The organism is Paracoccus nototheniae (assembly GCF_004335005.1).
GTDB lineage: Bacteria > Pseudomonadota > Alphaproteobacteria > Rhodobacterales > Rhodobacteraceae > Paracoccus > Paracoccus nototheniae.
The window spans coordinates 27,411-45,052 of the sequence record NZ_RQRT01000021.1; the positions used below are offsets into that span (position 1 = coordinate 27,411).

At 67.2% G+C, this 17,642-nt stretch carries 15 protein-coding genes; 8 read left to right on the plus strand and 7 right to left on the minus strand.

What is annotated here, in order from left to right; all coding sequences use genetic code 11:
* Positions 1-55: 55 nt before the first annotated feature.
* On the minus strand, positions 56-1,477 hold the full coding sequence (locus EG885_RS09885) for a UdgX family uracil-DNA binding protein (protein ID WP_131574316.1): 1,422 nt from the start codon (positions 1,475-1,477) through the stop codon (positions 56-58).
* Positions 1,477-2,709 carry a putative DNA modification/repair radical SAM protein gene (locus EG885_RS09890; protein ID WP_131574317.1) on the minus strand — a complete coding sequence of 411 codons (1,233 nt, stop codon included), beginning with the start codon at positions 2,707-2,709 and terminating at the stop codon, positions 1,477-1,479. The genes EG885_RS09885 and EG885_RS09890 overlap by 1 nt, the downstream gene beginning before the upstream one ends.
* 151 nt (positions 2,710-2,860) lie before the next feature.
* On the opposite strand from EG885_RS09890, the gene EG885_RS09895 reads away from it, so the two are divergent.
* The 4 genes from EG885_RS09895 (at position 2,861) to EG885_RS09910 (ending at position 6,385) form a co-directional block, all read left to right on the plus strand.
* A complete protein-coding gene (locus tag EG885_RS09895) occupies positions 2,861-3,451 on the plus strand; it encodes a LolA family protein (RefSeq protein ID WP_131574318.1) in 591 nt (196 codons plus the stop codon).
* 98 nt (positions 3,452-3,549) lie between these two features.
* On the plus strand, positions 3,550-4,791 hold the full coding sequence (locus tag EG885_RS09900) for an MFS transporter (protein ID WP_131574319.1): 1,242 nt from the start codon (positions 3,550-3,552) through the stop codon (positions 4,789-4,791).
* A gap of 63 nt (positions 4,792-4,854) precedes the next feature.
* Positions 4,855-5,622, plus strand: coding sequence for a 5'-nucleotidase, lipoprotein e(P4) family (locus EG885_RS09905; protein WP_207392254.1), 768 nt, complete (start codon positions 4,855-4,857; stop codon positions 5,620-5,622).
* 64 nt (positions 5,623-5,686) lie between these two features.
* A complete protein-coding gene (locus EG885_RS09910; RefSeq protein ID WP_131574320.1) occupies positions 5,687-6,385 on the plus strand; it encodes a 5'-nucleotidase, lipoprotein e(P4) family in 699 nt (232 codons plus the stop codon).
* Between the two features lie 199 nt (positions 6,386-6,584).
* On the opposite strand, the gene EG885_RS09915 is transcribed toward EG885_RS09910, so the two are convergent.
* The 3 genes from EG885_RS09915 to EG885_RS09925 all read right to left on the minus strand — a co-directional run bounded on the left by EG885_RS09915 (position 6,585) and on the right by EG885_RS09925 (position 10,364).
* Complete coding sequence (locus EG885_RS09915; protein ID WP_131574321.1) at positions 6,585-7,148, minus strand: hypothetical protein; 564 nt, start codon at positions 7,146-7,148, stop codon at positions 6,585-6,587.
* A 153-nt stretch (positions 7,149-7,301) separates the two neighbouring features.
* A complete protein-coding gene (locus tag EG885_RS09920) occupies positions 7,302-9,854 on the minus strand; it encodes a rhamnan synthesis F family protein (RefSeq protein WP_131574322.1) in 2,553 nt (850 codons plus the stop codon).
* A complete protein-coding gene (locus EG885_RS09925) occupies positions 9,855-10,364 on the minus strand; it encodes a hypothetical protein (protein ID WP_131574323.1) in 510 nt (169 codons plus the stop codon).
* 271 nt (positions 10,365-10,635) lie between these two features.
* Between EG885_RS09925 and EG885_RS09930 the strand changes: the two genes are divergently transcribed.
* On the plus strand, positions 10,636-12,015 hold the full coding sequence (locus EG885_RS09930; protein WP_165571099.1) for an MmgE/PrpD family protein: 1,380 nt from the start codon (positions 10,636-10,638) through the stop codon (positions 12,013-12,015).
* A gap of 37 nt (positions 12,016-12,052) precedes the next feature.
* On the opposite strand, the gene EG885_RS09935 is transcribed toward EG885_RS09930, so the two are convergent.
* Together EG885_RS09935 and EG885_RS09940 are read right to left on the minus strand one after the other, a co-directional pair.
* Complete coding sequence (locus EG885_RS09935; protein WP_131574325.1) at positions 12,053-12,982, minus strand: LysR family transcriptional regulator; 930 nt, start codon at positions 12,980-12,982, stop codon at positions 12,053-12,055.
* 15 nt (positions 12,983-12,997) lie between these two features.
* Positions 12,998-14,122 carry a zinc-dependent alcohol dehydrogenase family protein gene (locus EG885_RS09940; RefSeq protein ID WP_131574326.1) on the minus strand — a complete coding sequence of 375 codons (1,125 nt, stop codon included), beginning with the start codon at positions 14,120-14,122 and terminating at the stop codon, positions 12,998-13,000.
* A 174-nt stretch (positions 14,123-14,296) separates the two neighbouring features.
* Here EG885_RS09940 and EG885_RS09945 point away from each other — a divergent pair, with 174 nt between their 5' ends.
* The 3 genes from EG885_RS09945 (at position 14,297) to EG885_RS09955 (ending at position 17,638) form a co-directional block, all read left to right on the plus strand.
* Positions 14,297-15,304 (plus strand): cyclase family protein, encoded by a 1,008-nt coding sequence (locus tag EG885_RS09945; RefSeq protein ID WP_242679599.1) that lies wholly within the window; start codon positions 14,297-14,299, stop codon positions 15,302-15,304.
* 30 nt (positions 15,305-15,334) lie between these two features.
* On the plus strand, positions 15,335-16,618 hold the full coding sequence (locus tag EG885_RS09950; RefSeq protein ID WP_131574327.1) for an ABC transporter substrate-binding protein: 1,284 nt from the start codon (positions 15,335-15,337) through the stop codon (positions 16,616-16,618).
* 114 nt (positions 16,619-16,732) lie between these two features.
* A complete protein-coding gene (locus EG885_RS09955; RefSeq protein WP_131574328.1) occupies positions 16,733-17,638 on the plus strand; it encodes a branched-chain amino acid ABC transporter permease in 906 nt (301 codons plus the stop codon).
* Positions 17,639-17,642 lie beyond the last annotated feature (4 nt).

The window sequence follows — 17,642 nt, forward strand, 5'->3', positions numbered from 1 at the left end:
ATGGGGGCTGCCTGCCCCCCTGACCCCCGGGGGATATTTTTAGACCAATGCAGGGTCAGGCGGTGAGGTCGGCGGCGCGGGTCAGATCGGCGCGCAGTTCCGCCAGAGCGGCCTCGGCCCGGTCGGGGGGCAGGCGCAGGATCAGGCTGGGATGCCAGGTGATCAGCACCGGGCCCTGATCGAAGGCGGGTTCGATCGTGCCGCGCCGGGGCGTCAGGGGTTTGCGGTTGCCGGTCAGTGCAAAGGCCGCCGTGGCGCCCAGGGCCACCGTCAGGCGCGGGGCGGTGAAGCGGCGTTCCAGATCCAGCCACCAGCGGCACTGTTCGATATGCGGGCGGTCGGGGGTCTGGTGCATCCGGCGTTTGCCGCGCGGGGTAAAGCGGAAATGCTTGACCGCATTGGTCAGCCAGGCGCGGTCGGGGTTCACGTTCGCCTGCGCCATGGTGCGGTGCAGCAGCTGGCCTGCGGGGCCGACGAAGGGGCGGCCCTGCAGATCCTCGTGATCGCCCGGCGCCTCGCCCACGATCATCAGGGGGGCGTCGGTGGTACCCTTGCCCCAGACGGTCTGGGTGGCTGCGTGGCAAAGATCGCAGCGGGTGCAGCGGGCGGCCTGGGTCTGTGCCTGTGCCAGGCTGTCGGGGGGCCGGTCGTCGGGCTGCTGGCGCAGTCTGGCGGTGATTTTGGGCGCGAAGGCAGGGGCGTCGGTGGCACCTGCGTCGCGCATGGCCTGCACGCGGCGGGGTGCATCGGCCAGCATGTCGGGGATCAGGCGGGTTTCGGGCAGGTTCTTCCAGTATTTCATCGGCATTTCGGACCGCATGGCCTGGGTCTTGATGCGGGCCGGGTTGAAGATATTGGCGAAGTAGGTCTGCCACAGCCCGTGGCTGGCATCGTCGGGCAGATCGGGACGCGGGGCCGGGTCGTCATAGGCGATGGCGCTGCCGGTGAACCGGGCCGTGCCCTCGGGCGTGGCAATCAGCCAGTCCATATCGGCGAAACGTTTGGCGAAGAACGGGGTGCCCGCCTCGAGGATCGGATGTTCGGGTTCGAACCATGCGCCAAAGCCGCGGCGCGGGCCATCCGAGGGCAATTCGTGAAAGCGGACGAAGGCGTGCATCTTGTGGATGTCGCGGCGCACGGATTTGGCCAGCCGTGTCAGACGGTCCGTCGTCGGATCGGCGGGATTGTCCAGAAAGCGGCGGTCGGTCTGCGCGCGGATCAGCGCGGCATACAGCAGCGACCAGCGTTCGGGGTCGGAATGGCTGGCGACCTGACGGGCCAGTTGCAGGAAATCCTGCGTCGCCCGGACCGGCTGATCGCCGGGTGAGGGCGGCGGGTCGGCGCCGAACAGATCGGCGGGCGTGTCGGGATCGGCCCATGTGACGGTCTCGGGGGGGATGCGGGCGCTGGCAAGGTCGCGGGCGGCCGCGCGCCATGCGTCGAACCGGGCAAAACGCGGCAGCTGGACCCGGATCATCAGAACAGCGACAGCTGTTCGGGCGGCGGCGCATAGCGGGCGCGCAGATCCGCGCTGTCGGTCAGCGCCCCCGGCGTCCAGTCGGGCAGGGTCACGAAGGGCTGCGCCTTGGACATGATCGCGCCGATGCGCAGCAGATCGGCGTATCGCAGCGCCCCGTTGCGGCGCGCGGCCAGAATCCGGGTGACGGTCTTGGTGCCGAAGCCCGGCACGCGCAGCAGCATCTCGCGCGGGGCACGGGCCACATCGACGGGGAATTGCGCGCGGTTGGCCAGCGCCCAGGCCAGCTTGGGGTCGATGGCCAGATCCAGATTGCCCGAAGGGTGGGCGGCGCCGATCTCGTCCGCGTCGAAACCGTAAAAGCGCATCAGCCAATCGGCCTGATACAGGCGGTGTTCGCGCATCAAGGGCGGCTTGATCAGCGGCAGCGCGGCCGAACTGTCAGGAATGGGCGAGAAGGCCGAATAATAGACCCGTTTCAGCAGATAGCCGGAATAGAGATTGGCCGAGGTCGCCAGAATATCGCGATCGGTGGCCGCATCGGCGCCGATAATCATCTGCGTGGACTGGCCTGCGGGCGCGAAACGCGGCGGGCGCTTGCCGGTATGGCTGCGGTCCTTGGCGGCCTCTCGGCCCAAGCGGACATCGGCCATGACGGCGCGGATCGTCTCGGGGCGTTTTTCGGGGGCCAGCTGGCGCAGGCTGGCATCCTGGGGCAGTTCGACATTCACCGACAGCCGGTCCGCGAACAGCCCCGCCTGCGCCACCAGATCGGGCGAGGCGTCGGGGATGGTCTTGAGGTGGATATAGCCCTTGAAGCCATGCTCGATCCGCAGCATCCGCGCGATGCGCACCATGTCGCCCATCGTCTGGTCGGGGCTGCGGATGATGCCGGATGACAGGAACAACCCCTCGATCATGTTGCGGCGATAGAATTCCAGCGTCAGTTTCACCACCTCTTCGGGGGAAAAGCGGGCGCGTTCGACATTGCTGCTGACGCGGTTGATGCAATAGGCGCAGTCATAGATGCAGAAATTCGTCATCAGGATCTTCAGCAGGCTGATGCAGCGCCCGTCCGGCGTATAGGCGTGGCAGATGCCCGACCCGCCCGCCGACCCGATCCCGCCCGACCGCGAATCGCGCCGCGTCGTCCCGCTGGACGCGCAGGAGGCATCGTATTTCGCCGCGTCCGACAGGATCGCCAGTTTCTGGTCAAGGGTGCGCTGTGCCATGGTCCGCAAGATATGTTCTGTTTGTGTTCCCGGCAAGGCGCTTGCATTGAAACAATGCGCGGCGAACGGTCACGGACATGCGATGGGGGCGGGGGCGGATCATCCGGCAGACGTGATGTGCAAGCGCTGCGCGAAGGGATATGATCGGGGCATGAACATACGCACCCTCGCCCTTGCGCCCGCCCTTTTGTTTGCCATGGCCTTTCCGGCACTGGCCGAACGCATCCCGCTGAACGAGATCTCGCGCTATCTCAACAGCCTGACGACGCTGACGTCGGAATTCACGCAGGTGAACCCCGATGGCACCGTGTCCACCGGCACCGTCTATATCCAACGCCCCGGACGGGTGCGGTTCGAATACAACAACGACCCGACGCTGGTCCTGGCCTCGGGCGGCAGCGTCGCGATCTTTGACGGCAAGTCGAACAGCGGCCCGCAGCAATATCCGCTGTCGCAGACGCCGCTGTCGATCATTCTGGACGCGAATGTCAATCTGGGCCGCCAGGGGATGGTGACCGGACATAGCGAACAGAACAATGCGACCGTGGTGACCGCGCAGGATCCGCAGCGTCCGCAGAACGGCAATATCCAGATGGTGTTTTCCGCCCCGACCGAGCTGCGCCAATGGGTCGTCACCGATGACAGCGGCCAGAAGACCACGGTCATTCTGGGCGAGATGCAGAAGGGTGGCGCGATCCCGGCCTCGCGCTTCTCGATCCAGAACGAGTTGCGACGCCGCTGAGGCCCCCCTTCGGCGGGTGGATTGCATCCCCACAATTGCGTGATTGACGTTGTCCCCGACCGGGGGCAACCCTGCGGAACCGCATCGAGGTTTCGCCCATGTCTCATTCCCGCATCCTGACGCCGGTTCTGATCGGCGGATCGCTGATCCTGCTGATCAACTTTGCGCTGCGCGCCAGCTTTGGCGTCTTTCAGATCCCGATCGCCGCGGATTTCGGCTGGCCGCGCGCCGAATTCAGTCTGGCCATCGCCATTCAGAATCTGGCCTGGGGCGTGGGGCAGCCGATCTTCGGTGCGCTGGCGGAACGGTGGGGCGACCGGTGGGCGATCATTCTGGGTGCGATCCTGTACAGCTCCGGGCTGATCCTGACCGCCTTTGCGACCACCCCCGCCGGCATCCAGTTGCTGGAGATCATCGTCGGTTTCGGCATCGCGGGCACCGGCTTTGGCGTCATTCTGGCCGTGGTGGGCCGGGCGGCCAGCGACGAGAACCGCAGCTTGGCGCTTGGCATCGCGACCGCCGCCGGATCGGCGGGGCAGGTCTTTGGCGCGCCTCTGGCCGAGGTGCTGCTGGCCTTTTACCCGTGGCAGACGGTGTTCATCATCTTTGGCGTGATCGTGCTGGGCACGATGGCCTTCCTGCCGATGCTGGGATCGGGCAAGCCCGCCACCCGCAGCGAGCTGGAGGAAAGTCTGGGCACCGTGCTGAAGCGGGCGTTCCGCGATCCGACCTTCATGATGATCTTTGTGGGCTTTTTCTCCTGCGGCTATCAGCTGGGCTTCATCACCGCGCATTTCCCCGCGATGATCACCGAGATGTGCGGCCCCATCGATCCGGCGGGCATGCTGGCGGGGCTGGGGATCACCACGACCTCGATCCTGGGGGCGGTCGCGATTTCGCTGATCGGGCTGGCCAATATCGGGGGGGCCCTGCTGGCGGGCTATCTGGGCAAGCGCTATACCAAGAAATACCTGTTGGCGGGCATCTATACGCTGCGCACCATCGCGGCGGCGGCATTCATCCTGACGCCGATCACACCCGCGACGGTCATCGTCTTTTCGCTGGTCATGGGGGCGCTGTGGCTGGCCACGGTGCCGCTGACCTCGGGGCTGGTCGCCTATATCTATGGGCTGCGCTATATGGGGACGCTGTACGGCTTTGTGTTCCTGTCGCATCAGATCGGGTCGTTCATGGGGGTCTGGCTGGGCGGCTGGCTGTATGACGCCTCGGGCGATTATCTGCTGGTCTGGTGGATCGGCGTGGGTGTCGGCGCGTTCAGCGCGCTGATCCATCTGCCCGTCCGCGAGGCACCGGTCAGGATCGCCGCCCCTGCCGCCTGATGGTTTGACCGGCGCCCCCGCCTTCCCTAGGGTCAGCCGGATCTTTCAGGAAAGGGACCGCCGATGTTCACCACGATGACCCGCGCCTTGCTGGCCGGGGCCGCCATGCTGGCCGCACCCGCCGCGATGGCGCAAGAGACCGGCGATTGCCCGGTCGCCCAGTTCACCATGGGCCTGCGCTATCAACAGCAATCGGCCGAGGTGCGGGCGCTGCAATTGCAGGCTTATAATCTGGCGACCCTGCGTCTGGATCAGGCGGTCGAGGGGGTCGAGGATCCCTCGACCCTGGCCGTCGTCACCGATCTGGACGAGACGGTGATCGACAATTCCGCCCTGCTGGCCCGCGATCTGGCTGATTGCCACATGTATGACGCATGGGACACCTGGCTGCCGTGGGAACGCGACGGCATCCCCGCGATGATCCCCGGTGCGATGGAGTTTCTGACCCATGCCGATGAATTGGGCGTGACGATCCGCTATGTCTCGGACCGTTCGGACGAACAAAAGACCGACACGGTGGCGACGCTGATGGCGCTTGGCCTGCCGCAGGTCAGCGACGCCTCGGTCCTGCTGCTGGGCCCGCCCAAGGTCGAGCGTCGCGAGATCGTCAGCGCCGATCATCAGATCGTGCTGTTGCTGGGCGACACGCTGCATGATTTCGACGGGCGGTTCCGCAAGACCCCGCTGGAGGATCAGCGCGCCACCGTGACCGAGGAATCGGCGAAATGGGGCGCCGAATGGATCGTCTTTCCCAATGCGGGCTATGGCACCTGGTCCGAGGCGCCCCTGACCGAATGGGCCGCAGCCCCGCTGGTCGAACCGTGGGAGTGACCCGCATTTGACCTTGGCGCGCGCCCGGCCTAAGCCAAGGGCGCGCGCAAGCCGAGGACCGTTGATGACCCTTCCCCCCCGCACCCCCCATGACCACGCCATCGCCGTTCGCTATCAGCAGGCTTCGGCCGAGGTGCGCGCCCTGCAACGCCAATGCTATGCGCTGGCGACGCTGCGCCTGCAGGCGGCGGTGCGGGATGCGGGGGATGGGGCCGGTCTGGCGATTCTCAGCGATATCGACGAGACGATCCTGGACAACAGCGCCGTCATGGCCATGGCGATGGGGCATGACGGAATGTTCCAGAACCTGGACACATGGAAGCTGTGGGAGCGCGAGGGCAGCCCGCATCTGATCCCGGGTGCTGCGGATTTCTTTGATCTGGCCGACGATCTGGGCGTCACGATCTTTTACGTCTCGGACCGGTTCGAGGAAAACAAGCTGGCCACCATCGCCACCCTGTCGCGCCTTGGCCTGCCGCAGGTCCATGCGGAACAGGTGCTGCTGTTCGGCCCGCCCAAGGCGGAACGCCGCGCCCGTGTCGAACGCGACCACCGGGTGATTTTGCAGCTGGGCGACACGCTGCATGATTTCCACGGCGCCTATGCCGGGGCCGCGCTGGAGGATCAGCACCGTCTGGCCGAGGATCACGCCGACCGCTTTGGTCAGGACTGGATCGTCTTTCCCAATGCCGCGCATGGGACATGGATGGGGGCCGAACTGCGCCCCTGGCAACCCGCGACGGTGGTTCGCCAGCCCGCATGACGCCGCCTGCTTGACGCCGCGCGCTTAACGCTGCCCGCTTGAAGCCCCGGCCCCAGCCTGTCGGCTTATCGCCAGCCGCGCGGCGAAAGCCCAAGACGCCCGGCGGCGCGGCTCAGCGCGCGCAGCGGCGCCGTCACCCGCCACGAGGTGCTGGCCACCATCGCGGCCTCGCGCCGCGTCGCGCGGTCGCGGGCCTCGGTCAGTTCGGCCAGCGCCCTGTCCCGTTCGGCCTGTGCCGCGTCGCGCGGTCGCGGGCCTCGGTCAGTTCGGCCAGCGCCCTGTCCCGTTCGGCCTGTGCCGCGTCGCGCTGCGATGTCAGCGCGTCCCGCATCCGGTCCTGTCCGGCGCGGGTCTGCGCCAACTGGGCCAGCAGGCCATCACGCTCGGCCGTCAGGGTGGGCAGGGTTTGCGCCAGTTCGCGCGATTGCAGCGCCAGACCTTCGGCCTCGGCCCGCAGCCGGGACAGGGCCTGCGCCACCCGGCTGCCCAGCTGCGCGGCATCCGCCTGCAGGATCGCGGGATCGTCCAGGGCCAGCGCGACGCCCAGCCTGTCGCGCAGATCCTGCGCCCCCGCCATCTGCCACTGCCGGGACAAGGCCGCTTGCAGATGCGGATCGGCATCCGGCAGCAGGTGCGACGAATCGGCAATGTCGGACGGGTTGAGACCGGCCCCCTGATCGATAGGCGACAGCCCATCCGCCAGAGTGCCGCTGTCGGGCGGGGTTGCGACAGAGGGGGCGTCGAAGGCTGCGGGCTGGCTCATCTGGCGCGATCTCCGGGTCAGGGCGGCGCCCCGGCGCACGCGTGACGGCGCGACAGGCAAAGCGCCCCTCTGCCCATCGCAAATGCCGGGGCGCCGATCAAGAAAAACATTGTCGCAACAGTCATCTGTTCACGATGCGGTGGCGTGCGGATGTCAGACGCGCGGCTCGTCCGGCTTGTGCAGAAAGACCGCGTCCAGATCCAGCTGGGCCGCCATCGCGGGCCACAGGCGTTCGATCAGATGCAGTTCGGTCCCGTCAAAGGGGATCGGCTCGTTCGGCCAAGGATAATCGGGGCCGAACAGGGCCAGCATGCTGCGGGCCACATCCGCGCGGGTCCAGAACATGTTGCCCACCGGGAACAGCAGCGGATTGTCGGGCAAAGGCCCGGCAAAACGCCCTGCGATCCCGGGCAGACGGCGGCGCGAATCGTCCCATGGGACGAAATGAGGCTCGAACGGGGCGACAAGGCCGATGCCGTCTTGGGCGATCCGCGTCAGGGCCGGGGACAGGCTGTCGCCATCGCCCAGCAGGATCTGATGCAGGAACCGCCGCCAGACATCGCCATGGCTGCTGGTCTGGACGGATTTCTTCTGATGCAGGTGGCACCAGATCCGGTCGTCGCCCGCCAGCCCGCCGGGCGCGAACAGCCGCAGAAAGGGCAGGATGTCGCGGCCCTGATTGGGGACCGCCAGCGCCTCGACCGGCAGATGCAGGGTGGCGCCCATGTCGCGGATCCGATCGGCCTTGGCGGCGGTGTCGGTGGTGATCACGATGCGCGCCGCCCGGGCAAAGGCCGCGTGCCCCTGCAGAGAGCGTTCCAGATCGTCCAGATAGAAGGCATGGATATGGACGGCAAAGGCGGGCAGGTCCGCTGTGATCGCGGGCAGGGGGCGGTAATCCTCGATTCTCAGGCGACGATGGATCCAGTTGTCCGAGGCCGCGATCGTGGCCCGTGCCTCGTCCACATCGCGCCACAGCCGCCTGCGGCCATAGCGCAGCAGCTTTTCGCGTTCCCGCTGGCGCAGGGGCCGGTTGGCGGACGATCCGGTGAACAGCAGCGGAATGTCGATCGCGCTTTCGCCGATGACAAAGTTGCGCTGCCGCGCCAGCCGGTCCTGCAGCACGGTCCGGATGCGGTCATAGGCCGGGATGCCCGCATCGGCGTCAGGGACAGGGTCGTCGCTGCCGGTCTTGCGCGGCAAGGCCAGTAGTGCCTCCAGCGCGGCCGATGGATCGGCGTAAGCGACCGGCGTGATCCGGCCAGACGGGCGATAGCGGTCGTCGGCAAAGCCCGTCGCGCCGTTGAAGCAGACCACCGGCAGGTCATGCGCCACGGCGCGAAAGGCCGCATCGGGCAGCGGGTCCAGCCGCGATGACAGGAACATCGCATCCGAGGCCTCAAGCAGCGGCGCCACCAGCGGACCGTCGGGCAGCACGAACAGATTGCCCGCGCCCGGCTGGTGCAGATGCTGGTCGAACCAGATGCCAAAGCCCATATCCTGATGGTTCAGCCCGTCGCCCGCCCAGACAAACACCGTCCGCGCATCGCGTGCGGCACAAAGCCGGGCGGTCTGGGCAAAGATGTCGCTGCCCTTCCGCCAGCCCAGATCGCCCAGCCCGCAGATCAGCCGCAGATCCGACAGATCGCGCCCCAGCACCGCGGACAGGCGCGCGCGCGCGGCCTGTTGGCGGGCCGTGCCGACCCGGCCCGGCACCAGCGCGGCGGGGGGGATGACGGCGCTGTCATGGTCCATGTCGAACCCCACATCGGCCAGCCGTCCCGTCCACCCCCCCCGCAGATGGTCCGAGGCAAAGATCAGCATGTCGGAAAAGCTGGCCACGGTCCGGACCCGCGCGGGATGCACGCAATCGGCATGCTCGTGCACATAGGTGACAAAGGGGATGCCCTGCGCCACCAGCGGATGGACGAACAGCATGGCCTCGACACCGCTCAGGATCGCATGGTCGATCCCGGCAAAGGCCGGATCGGTGACATAGGGCATATCGCGCAGCGGGTGGGCGGTGATCAGGGCCGCGCAGCAATCGGTCAGCAGATCGTCCAGCATCGCGCCACCGTCATGGAGGGCCACGGCGACGTTATGGGTCTGACGGGCCTGCCGCACCAGATCGCGGCCGGTCCTTGCCAGATCGCCGTCCGTCAGGCTGTCCAGACAGATCAGCACCGTGGGCCGGTCGGCGCGCAAGGGCTGACCGCCCCGGTGGATCGAGCGTTTCAGATCGGCCAGCGTGCGGCGACCGCCCTCGATCGCGCCGAATTGCAGGTAATGCAGCAGCGGGTTCATCCGTGCCGCCAGAATGTCGGGATGCCAGTCCAGATAGGCCTGCATCGAGAAATCCGAGATCTGCGCATCGACCGGCGCGCCCAGCTGGATCAGCTCGAATGCCAGCTCCAGCGCGCCGGGATGCCCGGCATCGGTCAGGGCGCGCAGGGCGGGATCGGTGATCAGGGGCGCAAGGGCCGTGTCGATATGGGGCGCCTGCGCGCGCAGCCGGGCATAAAAGGTCGCGTGGCGCCCCTCGGCCTGCCCGTGATCGGTGAAATGGCGGCGCAGGGTCGCGCAATCCCCGGTCAGATCGGGATAGGTCCGGGCATAGAATGCGGGGTCAAAGCGGAAATCCGCGCGGCGGTCGATGACCCCTGCCGGATGCGCCCACCGGGCCCAGATGTCGTCCAGCGGGTCCATTCACGCTCCTGCGAAGGCGGCGGCAAGAAAGGCAAAGCGGCGGTCGTCGGTCAGATCGGCGCGGCACAGATCCCGCGTCACCGTCGCCAGCAGCGGGCTGGCGGCGACCGCAGGGGCCAGACGAAAGGCCGTGACCGCCCCGGACGCATCGCTGCGCCAGCAGACCGGCGGGCCGGCGGGGATCGAGGCGGGCGACACAGAGGCCGAGGGCAGGGATGCGGATGCCAGCGGCGCCTGACCCGCGCGGCGATAGGACAGGGGACCGGAATGCCGCGCCAGCACGGCGGCGAACAGCGCCGCGCATTCCGCCAGCAGCGCATGGGCCGAGGGTTGCGGCTGCAGCAGCGTCAGCCGCAGCACGTCGCCCCCCACCGCGCCCGCCGGTCGGGGCAGATCCAGCCCGTCAAAGGCGGTGACGGCCCCGGCCAGAACGATCAGATCGCCGCCCCGCGCCATATCCGGGGGCAGGGCACTGACCTGCTGATCCGGCTGTGCATGAAGGATGATCATCGCGCCCGTCTTTCCCGACCCATCCGGGGCGACCGCCTCCGGTATCTGAACCAATTGGTACAGACATTCCCCTTGTCCCGTTATGACGCAGCCCGGACCCTTGTTGCAATTCGTCATTTGCGGATCGGACCGGTTTGACCGCCCCCTGACCGCCCCCCTGACCGCAGCCGCGTCAGAGGGTTTCTCAATGCCCCGGACAGGAAGAACCTATTGGCCGCGCGCATGGGTCGGGGCGATGCTGGCCCGGCTTTCGTCAGACAGAGGATACCCCATGACCGATCCCCAAGCGACCGCCGGTCCGAGCGATCCCGTCGATGTTCTGACGGGGCTTGCCGCGCTGACGCCCCACCGCATGCCGGATGATGTGCTGCGGCTGGCGCGGCTGTCGCTGCTGGATTGGCTGATCTGCGGGATCGCGGGCCGGTCCGAGCCCGTCTCGCAGGCATTGCGGCGGTATGCGCAGGACGAAAGCGGCCGGGATGCCGGGTCCAGCCTGTTCGGCGGCGGGCGGGCCCCGGCCCGGCTGGCGGCGATGGCGAACGGGACCATCTCTCATGCGCTGGATTATGACGACACGCATTTCGCCCATGTGGGGCATCTGTCCGTCGGCATCTGGCCCGCCGTGCTGGCCATGGGCGAACAGCAGGGCGACAGCGTGGCGCGGATGGCGCAGGCCTTTCTGGTCGGGGCCGAAGGTGCGATCCGCATCGGCTGCGTGCTGGGCGCCGTGCATTACAATCGCGGCTTTCACCAGACGGCCACGGCGGGGGCCTTTGGGGCGACGCTGGCGGTGGGGCGGCTGGCGGGGGTGGACGGCCAGACCCTGCGCCGCGCGCTTGGGCTGTGCGCCACGCGGGCCTCGGGGCTGAAATCGCAGTTCGGCACCATGGGCAAGCCGCTGAACGCCGGGCTGGCGGCATCGAACGGGATCGAGGCGGTGGCGCTGGCCCGTCTTGGCCTCAGCACCGCGCATGACGGGATCTTCGGGCCGCAGGGTTTTGTGGAGACGCATTCCGACGCGCCCGATCCGGCAGGTTTTGAGGCGGGACTGACCGGCCCGGACATGCCCGGCTTTCGCTTTCGCGACAACCGTTTCAAGTTTCACGCCTGCTGCCACGGCCTGCATGCGATGATCGAGGCGTTGCTGGACGTGCTGGCGGACACCCCGATCGATCCGCAGAACATCGCCCGGATCGAACTGCGGACCGCCCCGCGCTGGCTGCGGGTCTGCGATATCAAGCATCCCCGCACCGGGCTGCAGGTCAAGTTCAGCTATGGCTGGCTGGCGGCGATGGTAGTGACGGGGCAGCCCACGGGCGACGACCGGGTCTATACCGATGCGATGGCGGGCGATGCCGGGCTGGCCGATCTGGCGGGCCGGGTCGATGTGACGGGCGATCCCGCGATCAGCGACCAGCAGGCGCAGGGCGCGCTGCATCTGCGCGACGGGCGGATTTTGCCCTTTGCCCATGATCTGGCCCGGCCCGTCGCCACCGACATCCTGCTGGACAAGATCCGCGCCAAGGCCCGCGCGGTGCTGAAGGACGACGCGCAGCCGCTGCTGGATCTGTCGGGCGCGCTGGACGGTGCCCCCGACACGGTCGGTGCGCAGGATCTGGGCGCGCTGATCCGGGGCCTGACCGCCAGATGACCGCCCAGATGACGGGCGGGGCCGTGATCGCCGGGGTCTAGACCAGCACGGCCTCCCAGATGCCGCGGCGGACCAGTTCGCGGGCCACGTCCAGCGTCACCTGCTCGACCGAGCGGCAGGCGCGGGTCATCACCCGCGCGGGGTTCGACACCAGATAGACGGGCCGGGTCATCTGCGGCTCGACGATGGGGGCGCGCAGCAATTCGCCGCGCCCGACATAATCCTGCGCCGCGACCGGGGCAAAGATCGTATAGCCCGATCCGCGTGCGACCAGTTCCTTGATCTGGGTCATCGCGTCCATCTCGATCACCACGTTCAGGGTGACGCCGTTCTTCTGGCAATAGGTCTCGATCGTCTGGCGCAGCCCTTTCGAGGTCAGGATCATGTCCAGCCGCTGCAGATCGCGCAGCGCGACCGGGGCGCCGGGGGGCGTTTCCAGTGGCCAGGCATCGGGGGCGGAATAAAAGAACAGCTGTTCGTCCATGACATGGGTCGCGCGCAGATGCCCCGCATCGGACAGGTCATAGAGAAAGCCGATATCGACCGTGCCGTCCTGAATCCAGTCCCTGATATAACCGCTCATGGCTTCGACGGCGCGCAGCCGCACCTCGGGCAGTTCCAGCCGCACAGTTTCGGCCAGCGCGACCAGAATGACCATCGAACACGAGGGCGGCATCCCAAAGCCGACCTTGCCCCGGATCACCCCGCCCAGTTCGCGCATATCGGCCACGCAGGCATCCAGACCGGCGCAGATGCGCCGGGCATGATCGACCAGCACATGGCCTTCCTGCGTCAGCAGCGATCCGCGCGGGGACCGGTCGATCAGCTTGACGCCCAGCTCTTCCTCCATCCGCTGGACATGCTGGGACAGGGACGGTTGCGCCACGCCCACCGCCAGCGCCGCCGCCGAGATCGACGGCGCATCCGCGATGGCGAGAAAATAGCGAAGCTGCCGGATATCGACCATGACGCCCGCGTCCCTTCAGGTGAACTCGACGATCTGGCGGATGGCGCTGCCATCATCCAGACGGTCCATGGCCAGATTGATATCCTGCAGCGGCAGCCGGTGGGTCAGCATCTTTTCGACCGGCAGCTTGCCCTGGGCATAAAGCGCGAACATCCGCGGCAGATCGCGCTGCGGCACGCAGGATCCGATATAGCTGCCGCGCAGGGTGCGTTCCTCGGCCACCAATTGCAGGGCGTTCAGCGACATCCGGGCATCGGGATGGGGCAGGCCCGCGGTGACCGTCAGCCCGCCGCGACAGGTGCAGCCCCAGGCCGTCTCCAGCGCCTGCACGGAACCGGCCAGCTCGATGGCGACATCGACGCCGCCGCCGGTCAGGTCGCGCACGGCCTCGACCGTATGGGCGTCGGATTTGATGGCGCGCGTGGCGCCCATGTCCAGCGCGGTCTGCAGCTTGGCGTCAAAGGGGTCGATGGCGATGATCTGGCCCGCGCCCGCCGCCACCGCGCCCAGCACCGCCGACAGCCCGACACCCCCCAGCCCGAACACCGCGACCGTCGATCCCGGCATGACTTTGGCGGTGTTGAAGACCGCCCCCGCCCCGGTCAGCATCGCGCAGGAAAACAGCGCCGAGATATGGGGCGGCAAATCCGCATCGACCCTGACCAACGAAGGGCGCGCCAGCACCGCATGGGTGGCGAATGCCGACACGCCGACATGGTGATGCACGGGCTGGCCGTCCATCGACAGCCGCCTGTGCCCGGTCATCAGCTGCCCCTGCCCGTGATGGGTGGCGGCGCGGGTGCACAGGGCGGGCCGGCCTTCGGCGCATTTCAGGCAATGGCCGCAACCCGGCGCAAAGATGCACACCACATGATCGCCGCGCTGCAGATCGTCCACGCCCGCGCCCAGCTCCTCGACATAGCCCGAGGCCTCGTGGCCCAGCACCATCGGCACCGGGCGGGGCCGGGTGCCGTTGATGACCGACAGGTCCGAATGGCACACGCCCGCTGCCGCCATGCGGATCAGCACCTCTCCCGGGCCGGGGGGCGCAAGCTGCACCTGCCGCACCTGCAAGGCCTGCGCGGCTGCGAACCCGTGCTGGATGCCGCCCTGTTCCAGAACCGCTGCCCTGATGTCCATCCGTCCCCTCCCTGTCATCGTCCCCCGGTGGCGCAGACTAACCTGTCCGGCGCAGGGGGGAACGCCCATCCGTGCTGCGATAGCACAAACCTATCGCTGAAATCGGTATAGCATATTGGCCGCCCCGTCCCCTGCGGCGTAGCCTTTTCCCAACTCGGGCTCTGGGAGGAAGCGATGGGGATTTCGGACATCATGCCAGCGGGCTGGCACGGACGCGCCCGGGCCGGGCTTCTGGCCTGCACCGTGGCGCTGGCCCTGCCGGGCCTGTCGCTGGCGCAAGAACAAGGTCAGCCCGACAGGCCCGCATGGGCCGACAACCGGTGGGGCGAGGGCGACCAGCTGGGTGCGGCCAATCACATGACCGCCGAACGGACCCGGCTGGCCGCTGAACTGGTGACGACCGGCAAGGTCTATAGCCTTGGCATCGTGGTCGGTCCCGACACCCCGGCCTTTCCGCCCCGCAGTTTGGCATTGACCGTGCTGCAACCCGGCCAGACCGACAATTCCGGGCTGGGCGACAATGCCTTTACCTATAACGACGACATCTTCATGGGCTGGCTGGGCATCGGTCCGCAGATCGACGGTCTGGGCCATGCGGGCGAGGATCACGTCTATTACGGCGGGCGCCATTATCACGATTTTGCGCCCGCCTCGGGGCTGACCGAACTGGGGCTGGATCAGCTGCCCGGTCTGGTCGGGCGCGGCGTTCTGCTGGACATGACCCGCCATTTCGACACGCCCATGGTCGAAGAGGGCGTGGCCTATACCGAAGACGACATCCGCGCCGCATCCGAGGCGCAGGGGGTCGAGCTGCGTGAAGGCGATGTCGTGCTGTTCCATTCCAACTGGATGGAGCTGCTGGACGGTCAGAATGCCGATCCCGAACGCTTTGGCGCCGCCGAGCCGGGTCTGGGCGTCAGCGGGGCCGAATATCTGGCCGGTCTGGGCGTGATGGCGGTGGGCGCCGACACCTGGGGCATGGAGGTGGTGCCCGCCGAGACCGAGGGCGAGGCATTCCGCGCCCATCAGATCCTGCAGGCCCATCACGGCATCTATATTCTGGAAAACATGGAAACGCGCGAACTGGCGGCGGACGGGGTCAATGAATTCATGTTCGTGCTGGGTCAGGCGCGTCTGAAAGGCGCGGTCCAGATGATGATCAACCCGATCGCCATTCGCTGACACCAAAAACACCAAAAGGGGGAGGATGCCATGACACGATTTCTGCTGACCACGGCCCTGTGCGCCGCAGCACCGCTGGCCGCGCTGGCGCAAGACAAGCCCGAGGCGCTGCAGGTGGGGATGACGACGTTCCTGACCGGCTCGGCCTCGGTCTTCGGGGTGCCGGCGCGCGACGCGATGGACATGATGGTCGCCGAACTGAACGAGGCGGGCGGCATCAACGGCGTGCCGGTCCGGATGACCTATATCGACGAGGGCGCCGGGGCCGAGGCGCTGACATCGGAATTCCGCCGCGTGGCCGGGCAGGCCGAGGTGATGATGGCGGGGATCTCGTCGGGGAACTGCCAGACGCTGGCGCCTTTGGCCGAGGATCTGCAGGTGCCGAACCTGATGTGGGATTGCGGCACGCAACGCATCTTCGAAGAGGCCGAATACGACTATGTCTTCCGCACGCAGGCCAATGCCACCGCCGAGATGATGGCGGCGGTCGTCTATCTGCTGCAGACCAAGCCCGATTTCCAGACCATCGCCGTGGTCAATCAGGATTATGCCTGGGGCCGCGACAGCTGGGACATCTTTTCCAACGCGCTGCGGGTGATGAAACCCGATGTCGAGATCGTCGGAGAGTTCTTTCCCAAATTCGGCGCGCCGGATTTCTCGGCCGAGATTTCCCGTCTGCAGGCCCTGCAGCCCGACGTGATCCTGTCCACGTCATGGGGGGGCGATCTGGACACCTTTGTTCAGCAGGCGTTTCAGCGCGGGCTGATGAACAGTTCGACCTTTGTGCTGCCGCTGGCCGAAAGCTCGTTGCAGCGGTTGGGCAGCAGCCTGCCTGCGGGCCATATCGTGGGGGCGCGGGGCGATCATTATTTCCTGCACCCCGAACGCCGTGACGATGCGGATTTTCAGGCTTTCGTGACCGGCTTTCAGGAAAAGACCGGCAGCATCCCGATCTATTCCGTCTTCCACGCCGCTCAGGCGCTGGAGGCGATGAAGGCCGCCTATGAAAAAGCCATCGCCGACAATGGCGTCGACTGGCCGACCGAAGACCAGCTGCTGGCCGCCTTCGAGGGGCTGGAGTTTCAGGCCTTCGGTCGCCCGATCACCCTGCGCGAGGACAATCAGGGCGTCGAGGCGCAGCTGATGGGCACCAGCGTGCAGACCGGCGATTATCCCTTTGCGACGCTGGAAAACATCGTGATCTATGATGGAGCGCAGCTGCTGCCGCCGGTGGGCGAGGTCTCGCTGGAATGGATCGGGGGGCTGGACGCGTCCTATCTGGATGGCGTGCAGTCCGACAGTTTCGAAAACTGAACAGGCCGTGTCCGGCGGGGCGCCCCGATATGGGCCCCCGCCGGTCGATCCTTGCGGCCCCTGATCGTCCCGAACCCTGACCCCGCCCGACCCTGAAACCAGAATGGTGCCCGGATGAACCTGACCCTTTTCCTGCTGGCCTTGTTCGACGGCATTTCCTATGCGGCGCTGATTTTTATCGTGGCGCTTGGGCTGACGCTGATCTTTGGCGTCATGCGCATCCTGAACGTGGCGCATGGCTCTCTTTATGCCATCGGGGCCTATGCCACGGCCTCGCTGACCGGCTGGATGCTGTCGCTTGGCTTTGCGCCGGTTCTTGCCTTTCCGCTGATGCTGGTCTCGGCCATTCTGGTGGGGGTGCTGCTGGGCGGCCCGATCGAGTGGCTGCTGCTGCGCCGCATCTATCACAAGCCCGAGGTGCTGCAGCTGCTGGTCACATTCGCGGTCTTCATGATCCTGGAAGACGTGCAGCGGCTGGTCTGGGGCACGCAGCCCTATTTTCAGGCCAGCGCCCTGCAGGCCCTGGGCAATGTCACGGTGCTGGGCGTCACCTATACGGTCTATCAGCTGATCCTGTTGCCGGTTCTGGCACTGGTCCTGCTGTTGGGGCTGCGGGTGTTTCTGCGCCACACGATCATCGGCAAGCTGATCCTGGCCACGACCGAGGACCGCGAGGCGGCGCAGTCGATCGGCATCGACGCCGACCGGGTGTTCCTGTTCACCTTCATCGTCGGCGCGGTGCTGGCGGGTCTGGGCGGCGCGCTGGCCTCGCCGACGACCTCGATCCTGCCCGGCATGGGGGCGGACATGATCGTTCTGTCCTTTGCCGTCATCGCCACGGCCGGGCTGGGCCAGATCGAGGGCGCGGCGGTGGCGGCGCTGATGATCGGGCTGGGGCGGTCATTCGCCGTTTATCTGTGGCCCGAGGTCGCCGTTCTGGTGCCCTATCTCATCATGGTGCTGGTGCTGCTGGTGCGCCCCGAGGGGCTGTTCGGCAGCCCCGTCGCCCGCAAGATCTGAGGAG

Coding starts and splice junctions, on each gene's coding strand:
- EG885_RS09885 (WP_131574316.1), bottom strand. CDS start 1,477: ATGATCCGGGTCCAGCTGCCGCGTTTTGCCCGGTTCGACGCATGGCGC.
- EG885_RS09890 (WP_131574317.1), bottom strand. CDS start 2,709: ATGGCACAGCGCACCCTTGACCAGAAACTGGCGATCCTGTCGGACGCG.
- EG885_RS09895 (WP_131574318.1), top strand. CDS start 2,861: ATGAACATACGCACCCTCGCCCTTGCGCCCGCCCTTTTGTTTGCCATG.
- EG885_RS09900 (WP_131574319.1), top strand. CDS start 3,550: ATGTCTCATTCCCGCATCCTGACGCCGGTTCTGATCGGCGGATCGCTG.
- EG885_RS09905 (WP_207392254.1), top strand. CDS start 4,855: ATGTTCACCACGATGACCCGCGCCTTGCTGGCCGGGGCCGCCATGCTG.
- EG885_RS09910 (WP_131574320.1), top strand. CDS start 5,687: ATGACCCTTCCCCCCCGCACCCCCCATGACCACGCCATCGCCGTTCGC.
- EG885_RS09915 (WP_131574321.1), bottom strand. CDS start 7,148: ATGAGCCAGCCCGCAGCCTTCGACGCCCCCTCTGTCGCAACCCCGCCC.
- EG885_RS09920 (WP_131574322.1), bottom strand. CDS start 9,854: ATGGACCCGCTGGACGACATCTGGGCCCGGTGGGCGCATCCGGCAGGG.
- EG885_RS09925 (WP_131574323.1), bottom strand. CDS start 10,364: ATGATCATCCTTCATGCACAGCCGGATCAGCAGGTCAGTGCCCTGCCC.
- EG885_RS09930 (WP_165571099.1), top strand. CDS start 10,636: ATGACCGATCCCCAAGCGACCGCCGGTCCGAGCGATCCCGTCGATGTT.
- EG885_RS09935 (WP_131574325.1), bottom strand. CDS start 12,982: ATGGTCGATATCCGGCAGCTTCGCTATTTTCTCGCCATCGCGGATGCG.
- EG885_RS09940 (WP_131574326.1), bottom strand. CDS start 14,122: ATGGACATCAGGGCAGCGGTTCTGGAACAGGGCGGCATCCAGCACGGG.
- EG885_RS09945 (WP_242679599.1), top strand. CDS start 14,297: ATGGGGATTTCGGACATCATGCCAGCGGGCTGGCACGGACGCGCCCGG.
- EG885_RS09950 (WP_131574327.1), top strand. CDS start 15,335: ATGACACGATTTCTGCTGACCACGGCCCTGTGCGCCGCAGCACCGCTG.
- EG885_RS09955 (WP_131574328.1), top strand. CDS start 16,733: ATGAACCTGACCCTTTTCCTGCTGGCCTTGTTCGACGGCATTTCCTAT.